Here is a 9,777-nt window from a genome sequence, read left to right on the forward strand (position 1 = left end):
GTGGTCCGGCGCCGGACCACCCGGCTCCGGACGCCGGTCTGAGGCCGTCCCCGAGGCCGTCCGGGCGTCCGGCCTCCGGAGTGCCGGTCCCGCGGCATATCCTGGCCCCGAGTGGCCATCGGCTGACGAAGGGGTCCGAAGGTGCCGTCGATGCTCGATGCGGTCGTGGTGGGTGCGGGACCGAACGGCCTGACGGCCGCCGTGGAACTCGCCCGCCGCGGCTTCTCCGTGGCCGTGTTCGAGGCGCGTGAGACCATCGGCGGCGGCGCCCGCACCGAGGAGCTCACCCTGCCCGGCTTCCGGCACGACCCGTGCTCCGCCGCGCACCCCCTCGGCATCAACTCGCCCGCGTTCCGCGCCCTGCCCCTGGAGCGCTACGGTCTGCAGTGGCTGCACGCCCCGCTGCCCATGGCCCACCCCTTCCCGGACGGCACCGCGGCCGTGCTGTCCCGGTCGGTCGCCGAGACGGCCGCCTCCTTCGGGCCGCGCGACGCGGGGGCGTACCGCAGGCTGGTCGAGCCGTTCCTGCCCCGGTGGGACACCCTGGTCCGCGACTTCATGTCGCTGCCCCTGACCGCGCTGCCCCGCGACCCGGTCACCCTCGCCCGCTTCGGGCTGGTCGGCCTGCCCCCGTCCACCTGGCTGATGCGACGCTTCCGCGACGAGCGCGCCAGGACCCTCTTCGCCGGTCTCGTCGCGCACGTCATCTCCCCGCTCAGCGGCTTCGCCACCAGCGCGATCGGCCTGGTCTTCGCGCTGGCCGCGCACGCCCGCGGCTGGCCGGTCGCCCGCGGCGGCTCCCAGGCGATCTCCGACGCGCTCGCCGCCTGTCTGAAGGACCTCGGCGGCGCCCTGCACACCGACTACGAGGTCAAGCGCCTCGACGACCTGCCGCCCGCACGGGCGTACGTCTTCGACACCTCGCCCACCGCGCTGGCCCGCATCGCCGGCCTCGGCCGGTACTACGACGGCTACCGCTACGGCGCCGCCGTCTTCAAGATCGACTATGCGCTGGACGGGCCGGTCCCGTGGACCGCGGAGGAACCCCGCCGCGCCGGCACCGTGCAGATCGGCGCGAACAGCGCCGAGATCGGCGCCGCGCTGCGCGCCGCCTCCCGCGAGGGCCGCGCACCCGACCGGCCCTTCCTCATCACGGTCCAGCCCAGCGTCGCCGACCCCGGCCGCGCACCCGCCGGGAAACAGGTCTTCTGGGTGTACGGCCATGTCCCCAACGGCTGGACCGGAGACCTCACCGACGCCGTGGAACGCCAGCTGGAGCGCTACGCCCCCGGCTTCCGCGACCGTGTCCTCGCCCGTGCCGTCGCCGGCCCGCCCGAGATCGCCGCCCGCAACGCCAACTACGTCGGCGGCGACATCGCCTCCGGCGCGGCCTCCGGGCTCCAGCTCCTGCTGCGTCCCAAGCCGTCCCTCTTCCCGTACAGCACCCCGCACCCGGCCGTCTTCCTCTGCTCCTCGGCCACCCCGCCGGGCCCCGGAGTGCACGGCATGTCGGGGCACAACGCGGCGAAGGCCGTCTGGCGGAGGCTGCGGCAGTCATGACGTCCCCCACCCTCACCCTCGTCCGAGGCGACATCACCCGGCAGCGCGTCGACGCGATCGTCAACGCCGCCAACTCCTCCCTCCTCGGCGGCGGAGGCGTCGACGGCGCCATCCACCGCCGCGGCGGCCCCGCGATCCTCCAGGAGTGCCGCGCCCTGCGCGCCTCCCGCTACGGCAAGGGCCTGCCCACCGGCCAGGCGGTCGCCACGACGGCCGGTGAACTGGACGCCCGCTGGGTGATCCACACCGTCGGCCCCGTCCACAGCCGCACCGAGGACCGCTCGCACCTGCTGGCCTCCTGCTACCGCGAGTCCCTCCGTGTCGCCGACGAACTCGGCGCACGGACGGTCGCCTTCCCGGCCATCTCCACCGGCGTCTACCGCTGGCCGATGGACGACGCGGCCGGATCGCGGTGGAGACCGTCCGGCGGACCGGGACCGCCGTCGAGGAGGTGCGGTTCGTGCTCTTCGACGACATGGCGTACCGGGCGTTCGCCGCACGGGTCGGCTGACCCCGGCCGCCCGTGTCCCGGGCGCCTCAGCCGTCGGCGCGGACCGGGGAGGCGGCGTCGGCCCGCAGGAACGCGGACAGCTCCTCCGGGGTGCGTGGAGCGGCGGCGGCATCCGTCAACAGGCCCTGCGCGAGCAGCAGTTCCGCCGCCGCGACGCCCCACGGCAGCCGCAGCCCCGCCTGCCGGAGCAGATCCGTACGGGCCAGCATCACCGCCGCCGGCCCGGTCCGCACCCCCTCCGGGGTGAGCAGGGCCGCGTCGTCGGCCCAGCGCAGGGCGAGATCGACGTCATGGGTGGCCATGACGACCGTGGTGCCGCCCGCCCGCAGCTCGTCGAGGGTGGCGAGCAGCCGCTCCTGCCCGTCCGGGTCGAGACCGGCGGTCGGCTCGTCGAGGACGAGCACACGGGGCCGCATGGCGATCGCACCGGCGATGGCGGCGCGTTTGCGCTGCCCGTAGGAGAGCAGATGGGTGGGCCGGTCGGCCAGACGGGTGATGCCGAGGGCGTCGAGGGCCTCGTCGACCCGGGCCCGGACCTCGGTCTTTGGCAGGCCGAGGTTGAGCGGCCCGAACGACACGTCCTGGGCGACGGAGGCGGCGAAGAGCTGGTCGTCGGGATCCTGGACGACCAGCTGGACGGTGGTCCGCAGCCGGGTCAGCCCCTTGCGGTCGTACGTCACCGGCCGTCCCTCGACGGTCAGCCGTCCGGTGCGGGGCCGCAGCCCCCCGCTGAGCAGCCGCAGCAAGGTGGTCTTGCCGCTGCCGTTGCGGCCGAGCAGAACGAGCGCGCGTCCCTCGCGGATGTCGAAGTCGAGGTCCTCGAGGACGGTGGGGCCGTCCTCGTAGGCGAAGGACGCCCCCCGCAGGGAGACCAGCACCGGCTTGCCCGGCTCACTCATGACGACAGGGGCCCTTTCAGCAGGAAGGTGACAGCGGCGACGCAACCGAGGAGCACCACGCTGCCGAGGGTGAACCGGACGGAGATCCGGGCCTCGGGCACCAGCACCCGCAGGGTGCCGTCGTAGCCGCGCCCGGCGAGTCCGGCCTGGAGCCGGGAGGCCCGGTCGAAGGCGCGGACGAAGGCGGTGGCGCCGAGTCCGGCCAGGGAGCGCCAGGCCGCGGCCCGGGTGGTGTGTCCGAGCCGGGCGGCCTGGGCCTCACGGATCCGGCGCACCGAGTCCAGCAGCAGAGAGCTCATGCGGTAGGTCACCAGGGCGACGTCCACGACCGGGCCGGGCACCCCGGCCTTGATCAGCCGGGGCAGCAGGTCGGACATCGGGGTGGTGAAGGCGAACAGCAGCACGCCGAGGGAGGCGGCCGAGGTGCGCAGCAGCAGCTCCCCGGCGCGGCGCGGCCCGTCGTCGGCGAGGGACAGCACCCCCTCGGGGCCGCCGACCTGGACGAGGAGGGTGGCGGCTCCGGTGACGCAGAAGCCCAGGGGCACCCGGTAGGCACGCCACAGCCGCCGGGCCGGCACCCCGGCCGGGCCCAGCAGCACCACGAGTGCGGTGAGGAGCACCAGGGCCGCGCCCGGCCAGGGCGGCAGGGCGATCGCCAGGACGGTCAGTCCCAGTCCGAGCACGGCCTTGTCCACGGGATGGCGGCGGCGCCAGCGACTGCTGTGCGCCGCCGCGTCGATCGGCAGCACCGGACTCAGGACCCCTGGACCTCGGACTCCCCGGCGGTGCTCCCGGCGTCCTCGGTGGCGGCCTGCCGTGCGCGGGCCCGCTGCTCGCCCTGCCGACGGCCCCGGCGGAGCCCGAAGTAGTAGGCGAGCACGCCCGCGCCGAGAGCGGCCTGCACGGCGAACAGCGCCGACTCGATCTCCCCGGAGGGCGGTTCGTACAGCGGGGAGAACCACGGCTCGTAGTCCGGTTCGATCTCGGTGATCACGGTCTCTGCCTCGGCGTCGGCGCCGGTGAACGGCTCCTCCCTGTGGTCGCCGAGCCCGAGCGCCAGGGGCAGCACGGCGAGCGCGACCACGGCGAGCAGCAGCAGGAGGTTGATCCTCGTGTTCTTCCTCATCACGCCACCGCCCCGGTGCCGGTCGCCCTCGCCTCGGTCCGCCCGCCGGCCACGAGCACGCCCAGCCGGGTCAGCTCGCCCTTGCTGGACTGCACCAGCAGCCGCATCACGAGCACCGTGAGCAGCCCCTCGCTCACCGCCAGCGGGATCTGCGTCACGGCGAAGACCGAACCGAACTTGCCGAGCGCTCCCAGGACTCCGCCGGCCGGGTCGGGGAAGGCGAGCGCCAGCTGCACGGAGGTGACGCAGTAGGTGGACAGATCGGCGGCGAACGCACCGAAGAACACCGCGACCATCAGCGGCACGTCACAGCGGCGCAGCAGCCGGTAGGCGCCGTACCCCACCCAGGGGCCGACGACCGCCATGGAGAAGACATTGGCGCCGAGCGTGGTCAGCCCGCCGTGGGCCAGCAGCAGCGCCTGGAAGAGCAGCGTGATGGTGCCCAGCACCGCCATCACCGGCGGCCGGAACAGGATGGCGCCCAGCCCGGTGCCGGTCGGATGGGAGCAACTGCCGGTGACCGACGGCAGTTTCAGAGCGGACAGGACGAAGGTGAAGGCACCGGAGGCGCCGAGGAGCAATGTGCTCTCCGGGTGCTTCCTGACCTCACGGGTGAGCGACCGTACTCCGTGGACGACGAACGGCGCGGACGCGACGCCCCAGGCGACCGCGTGCGCCGGGGGCAGAAAGCCCTCGGCTATGTGCATGGCTCGGCAGACCCTCTCCAACACCTCGTGGATGGTTGACGCGCCTCGGCCGGTCTCCTGGCTGACGGGTGAAGCGCCCGGACTCCGCCTTCCCAGGCCCATGAAGGCCCAGTGGCTGCCCACGAAGGGCCGGAGCCGGACTTCCCGATCACAGTGGCGAGGGCCGCACCGGCATCACACCGGATTTCCCGTTCACCGAGGCATGGTGAGCGTAGTGCCCGCCGGAAGGCGCTGACAAGCACGGCCGAAGAGCGCACGGACGCACCGGACCTGTCGGCCTTCCCGCTGCCGCGCCTTCGCGTCGCCGTCGAGGAGGCGCGGTTCCTGTCCTTCGACGGCGACGCGGAGGCACCAGGCGCCCGCCGCGCGGGCCGGCCGGATCAGTCGACGACGTCGACGCCGTACCCACGGGCGAGGGCGTCCAGGCCGTGGTTGTAGCCCTGGCCGACGACACGAAGCCGCCAGCGGGGGCCGCGACGGTAGATCTCGGCGAGCAGCATGGTGCGCTCGGTGGTCGCGGCGTCCACGGTGGCCTGGACGAACGGCGCGGCGCTGGTGCCGGGACCGGAGCTGATCTGAATGGCGCCGACGTCGCCGAAGGTGGGCGTGCCGTCGATGGCGGCCGCGACGACGACGCGCCGGGCCGACGGCGGCAGCGTGGCGGGGTCGATGCTGATGGTCTGCTCGGTCGGTCCGTCGCTGAGCAGCCGTACCGTCCCACCGGGGTTCTCCGGGGCACCGTAGAAGACGAAGTCCTCGTCGAAGGCCACCTGTTCGTCCTCGTCGAGCACGAACGCGACCACGTCGATCTCGCACGTCGTCTGCGGCGCCCAGGAGGCCGTGACGGTCCAGGGGGACGCCGGGGTCCGCTCGTCCGGGCCGGGAAGGTCGACGACGCCGCCGCGCGGCAGCACCCGAGGGGCCGGGCGCCGGTCGTCGGCGCCCTGCTCGAGGACCGGGGCGTCGAGCCAGGCGGCGTCGTGCGTGGGCACGGCGAGCGCGGTGATGCGCCGCATACGGCGGTCGGTCTCACCGCCGGGGAGCAGGACGACGTCGGTGACGCTCGCGGACAGGTTGATGGCGGCGGCGCCTCCGAGCTCGACGATGCGCGCACGGGCCTTTGCGGCCTGGGGGTGCGTGCCGCCCAGGACGAGCACACGCCGCCCGGCCAGGGGACCGTTCGGCCGCGCACGGCGCCGGGCGGGCCTCGGTTGGTGCTCCGGCTCGTCGGGGCCGGGCCGTGTTCTTGAGCCCGTGGCGGGAGAAAGAGGGGTGGGAGGAGCGGGAGAAGGAGTGGGAGCGGTGGCTGGAGGCCGGGGACCGGCGGTCTCGGCACGGTCGGGGGACCGCTGCGCGGGCACAGCGGGCAGCGGCGCGGGCGTGCTCGGGGGAGCGGGGTCCGCCGCCTCGTGCGGAGTTCCCGGCCGTACGTCGTCCAGCAGTTCCAGGAAGGTCTGCTCGTCGATGATGGGCACGCCGTCCGCCCGTGCCCGCCGGGCCTTGGCGGTGCCGGCGGAGGAGTCGTCGGCGACCAGGACGCTGGTGTGCCGGCTGACGGAGGACACCACGTTCAACCCGGCGGCGACGGCCCGCTCCACCAGCACGGCCCGCGGGGTCCGGGTCTCTCCGGTGACGGCCACTTTCATGCCCTGCACCAGCGGCCCGCCCGCGGTGAGACGCCCGGGGTTGCGGAAGGCGCACGGCGTCCTGGGCGGGCGCGGCGCGAACCGGGCGTCCTGCCGCGGCGGGCAGGCCACCAGAGGCAGGGGCAGCTCCAGCCGTGCCGCCTCCCGCAGCGAGGCCCGCAGCACCCCGGCCAGGACCCGGGTGTCGTCGAGTGCGTCGTGCGCCCTCACCTGCGTGACGCCGTAGTGCGCGGCGAGCGTCCCCAGCTTCAGATCGCGGGTGGGCGGGTCGATCCGCCGGTTCAGCGCCAGTGTGCACAGTCGTCGCGTGACGGGCAGCCGTAGACCTGCCCGTGCGAACTCGTGCGCGAGGAAGTCGTAGTCGAACTGGGCGTTGTGCGCGACCAGCACCCGGTCCTGGAGCATTGCGCCGATCCGCCCGGCCACCTCCTCGAAGCGGGGCGCTCCGCGCAGCCGTTCGGGAGTCAGCCCGTGCACCCGCACGGGACCGGGATCGCAGCCGGGATTCAGCAGTGTCGAGTACTCCCCGGTCTGCTTGCCGTCCGGCCCCAGCGTCACCACGGCCACGGACAGCACCCGGTCGCGGCGTGCGACCAGCCCCGAGGTCTCCACATCCACCAACGCCCAGTCGAAGGCGTAGTCGCGCAGGCCGGACAGGTCGAAGGCAGGGGAAGCGAGAGACATGACAGAAGGATGTTGACCCATACGCCACCCTTCAACCCGGATGCCCTTTCATCCCTGTATGTCCTTCGGTGCCGGCGCCGGATCCCCGTCGGACCGGGGCGTCCCGCGCCTGAACCGCCCTCGGTGCGGCGTCGCACGGCTCCTCGGGGTGCGTGGTTGATGGCGGCGGCCCCCGCTGCCCTGGGCGAGCGGGGGCCGTGGCCGTGTGCTGGTGCGGTGTCAGGAGACATCGGCGCGGACCGGGTCGCCGAGGAAGCCGTCGGTGTAGGTGACGTACTTCGCGGTGAAGCTGCCCTTGCCGGTGACGGTGCCGGTGGTGTTCTCGCCGGGGGCGAGCTCGACCGTGTCGATCTGCTCGTCGTCGACGCCGAGTTCGGCGGTGTGCTTGGTGCCGTTGGTGTCGGTGATGGTGAAGTACAGCGGGTTCACGTCGATCGGCTTGTCGCCGTTGTTGGTGATGGTGATGAGCACGCTGGTGTAGTCGCTGCTGTCGGCGAGGATGCCCTTGGAGAAGGCGGTCTTCTTCGCGGTGATCTTCACCGGGCCCTCGGAGGCGGCCTCCTCCTTCTCCTTGCCGGACGTGTCGTCCGCAGGGGCCTTCTGGTCGGAACCCTCGTTCTTGCCGCCCGGGATCTTCTCGGCGACGGCTGACGTCCCCTTGCCGTCATCGGGGCCGCCGCTGCTGACGACGGCGCCCACGACGCCCAGCAGAACGGACAGGCCGACGACTCCCAGACACCCGAAGCCGATGATCTTGCCGGCATTGCTCTTCTTCGGCGGCTGCGGCGCCGGGTAGCCGTATCCGGGCTGGGGCTGCTGCTGCGGGTAGGGCCGGGGCGGGTGCTGCTGGCTCATGTGTTCCTCTCGGAATGTCCGCGTGTTCGGAATGAGCGACATGTGGGGATGTTGTGCGGTTCCGTGCGTCCGGGATGTTCACCCGATCGTGATCAATAGGGGATGAGAGGGACGGAGCCGCTCCGCAAGTGATCTTCTTCGCTTCTTCGGGGCACGGCCGGTTGCCGGCAGACGCGGACCGTCCCGGGGAGGACAGGCCCGTGGACGGTCAGTGGACCGAGGGGATCGAGGGGGATGAGCCGGTGGACCTGCGGACCGGACGGCGGTGGACGGGCTGGTGGACGGCTTCTCGGCGGCGGCCGGGAAGGGGCCGGAGCGAGCCGATGGGCGTCCCTCGTCGGACCTTGGCCGGACACCTTCACCTTTTGGGCGGACGGGAACCAGGCGGAGACGGCCGCGGCCGTCGTCCACGGGGGAAGGGCCGGCCGTCGGCACAGGGCGGCGCTTCTTGCGCCGTCCGGATCGTTCTGAGACCCGTTCATGAAGGCACGCTCGTACGCCCGGGCGCCGTCGGCCTGCCGTGCGGACCACCGGTGTCAACCGTTGCCGCGGGAGGCGAGTTCCCGGTGGTGAGCCGGAGTCATGTCCCCAAGGACGGTCGTTTCCTCAAGGGCACGCCGGTGAACTCGCTCTCCTCCATGGGGTGTCGGGAGCGTGCGGCCCGCATCCGCCTGAACCCGCGCCCACGTGCACCGGCGGGCGTCAGGCGTCGCTCCCGGTGCTGATCCTGCGCAGCAGTGCGGGCAGTGCGGTGCCGATGGGTTCACGGATGACCTCGTCGGCGAGGTCGTCGTAGGGGGTCGGCTCGGCGTTGACGATGATGAGCCGGGCGCCGTGGTCGGCGGCGATGCCGGCGAGACCGGCGGCGGGCTGCACCTGGAGGCTGGTGCCGACGGCGATGAAGATCTGACAGGCCCTGGAGATGGCGACGGCCTCGCCGAGGACTTCGGGGCCGAGACGTTCGCCGAACATGACGGTGGCCGACTTCAGGATGCCGCCGCAGTCCCGGCACGGCGGGTCCTCCTCGCCGGCCTCCACCCGGGCGAGGGCGTCCTCCATCGAGCCGCGCGCCTTGCACCGCGTGCACACCACGCTGCGTACGTTGCCGTGCAGTTCGAGGACCTTGCGGGCGGGCATTCCGGCGAGCTGGTGCAGTCCGTCCACGTTCTGTGTGATGACCCGCACCGGGACACCGGAGCGTTCCAGCTCGGCCACGGCCCGGTGTGCGGCGTTCGGTTCGGCCGTGAGGGCGCGGTTCTTGCGGCGCATCTGCCATGAACGGCGCCGGATGTCCGGGTCGTTCATGTAGTAGCCGTAGGTCACGAGCTTCTCGGCCTCGGGATCCTTCCGCCACAGCCCGTTCGGGCCGCGGTAATCGGGGATTCCGGAATCGGTGGAGATACCCGCACCACTGAGGATGGCGACGAGTGGCTTGTTCATGAGCCGAGAGTAGGACGCCTGCCCGTTCGAGGCGAACGAGTACCCGGCGTGCCCGCCCGGCGGCGCCGTGACGGGGCTTCCCGCGAGGAGCCCCGCCCGTCCGCCGGGGAGAGCCGCAGCGCCGGCAGCGTCTTTCGGACACCGGAAGACCGCAGGGGCGGTGCTCGGGGCGTTTTGCCGGCGTGCGCTCGCGTGTCGTCCGCCGTCCGGTCAACCGGAAACCATGGAAGGGACCAGCAGGGCCCCGCTCCCGAGGAGGACCAGCTGCATGATGCCGGGGACGCGCCGTCCCAGGGCGAGGAGGGCGCCGCCTGCCAGTACCGCACCGCCCCCCGTTATCTTCTTGGCG

8 protein-coding genes, 1 pseudogene and 1 riboswitch are annotated in these 9,777 nt (G+C 73.1%); of the genes and pseudogenes, 2 read left to right on the plus strand and 7 right to left on the minus strand.

Annotated features, from left to right (window positions below):
• Positions 1-150: 150 nt before the first annotated feature.
• Together CCN35_RS15730 and CCN35_RS15735 are read left to right on the plus strand one after the other, a co-directional pair.
• The gene (locus CCN35_RS15730) at positions 151-1,560 is read left to right on the plus strand and encodes a phytoene desaturase family protein (RefSeq protein ID WP_067389055.1); all 1,410 of its coding nucleotides are present in this window, start codon (positions 151-153) and stop codon (positions 1,558-1,560) included.
• A pseudogene (locus CCN35_RS15735) lies at positions 1,557-2,071 on the plus strand (O-acetyl-ADP-ribose deacetylase). The gene CCN35_RS15730 and the pseudogene CCN35_RS15735 overlap by 4 nt, the downstream one beginning before the upstream one ends.
• A gap of 26 nt (positions 2,072-2,097) precedes the next feature.
• Here CCN35_RS15735 and CCN35_RS15740 read toward each other — a convergent pair.
• The 7 genes from CCN35_RS15740 to CCN35_RS15770 all read right to left on the minus strand — a co-directional run bounded on the left by CCN35_RS15740 (position 2,098) and on the right by CCN35_RS15770 (position 9,428).
• Entirely contained in the window at positions 2,098-2,970 is an 873-nt protein-coding gene (locus CCN35_RS15740) for an energy-coupling factor ABC transporter ATP-binding protein (protein WP_086793194.1), read from the minus strand.
• Positions 2,967-3,719, minus strand: coding sequence for a cobalt ECF transporter T component CbiQ (gene cbiQ, locus CCN35_RS15745; protein WP_067389049.1), 753 nt, complete (start codon positions 3,717-3,719; stop codon positions 2,967-2,969). The genes CCN35_RS15740 and cbiQ overlap by 4 nt, the downstream gene beginning before the upstream one ends.
• A 5-nt stretch (positions 3,720-3,724) precedes the next feature.
• Positions 3,725-4,096 (minus strand): energy-coupling factor ABC transporter substrate-binding protein, encoded by a 372-nt coding sequence (locus tag CCN35_RS15750; protein ID WP_067389047.1) that lies wholly within the window; start codon positions 4,094-4,096, stop codon positions 3,725-3,727.
• Positions 4,096-4,803 (minus strand): energy-coupling factor ABC transporter permease, encoded by a 708-nt coding sequence (locus CCN35_RS15755; protein ID WP_067389045.1) that lies wholly within the window; start codon positions 4,801-4,803, stop codon positions 4,096-4,098. The genes CCN35_RS15750 and CCN35_RS15755 overlap by 1 nt, the downstream gene beginning before the upstream one ends.
• Positions 4,804-4,833: 30 nt before the next feature.
• Positions 4,834-5,018, minus strand: a riboswitch (cobalamin riboswitch).
• A gap of 165 nt (positions 5,019-5,183) precedes the next feature.
• Positions 5,184-7,133: a TerD family protein gene (locus CCN35_RS15760; protein WP_086793196.1), complete on the minus strand. Its 1,950-nt coding sequence runs from the start codon at positions 7,131-7,133 to the stop codon at positions 5,184-5,186.
• A 219-nt stretch (positions 7,134-7,352) separates the two neighbouring features.
• The gene (locus CCN35_RS15765; protein ID WP_107501057.1) at positions 7,353-7,988 is read right to left on the minus strand and encodes a DUF4352 domain-containing protein; all 636 of its coding nucleotides are present in this window, start codon (positions 7,986-7,988) and stop codon (positions 7,353-7,355) included.
• Positions 7,989-8,690: 702 nt separating this feature from the next.
• A complete protein-coding gene (locus CCN35_RS15770) occupies positions 8,691-9,428 on the minus strand; it encodes an SIR2 family NAD-dependent protein deacylase (RefSeq protein WP_086793200.1) in 738 nt (245 codons plus the stop codon).
• Between the last annotated feature and the right edge of the window lie 349 nt (positions 9,429-9,777).

The organism is Streptomyces thermovulgaris, assembly GCF_002155915.1.
GTDB classification, from domain to species: Bacteria; Actinomycetota; Actinomycetes; order Streptomycetales; family Streptomycetaceae; genus Streptomyces; species Streptomyces thermovulgaris.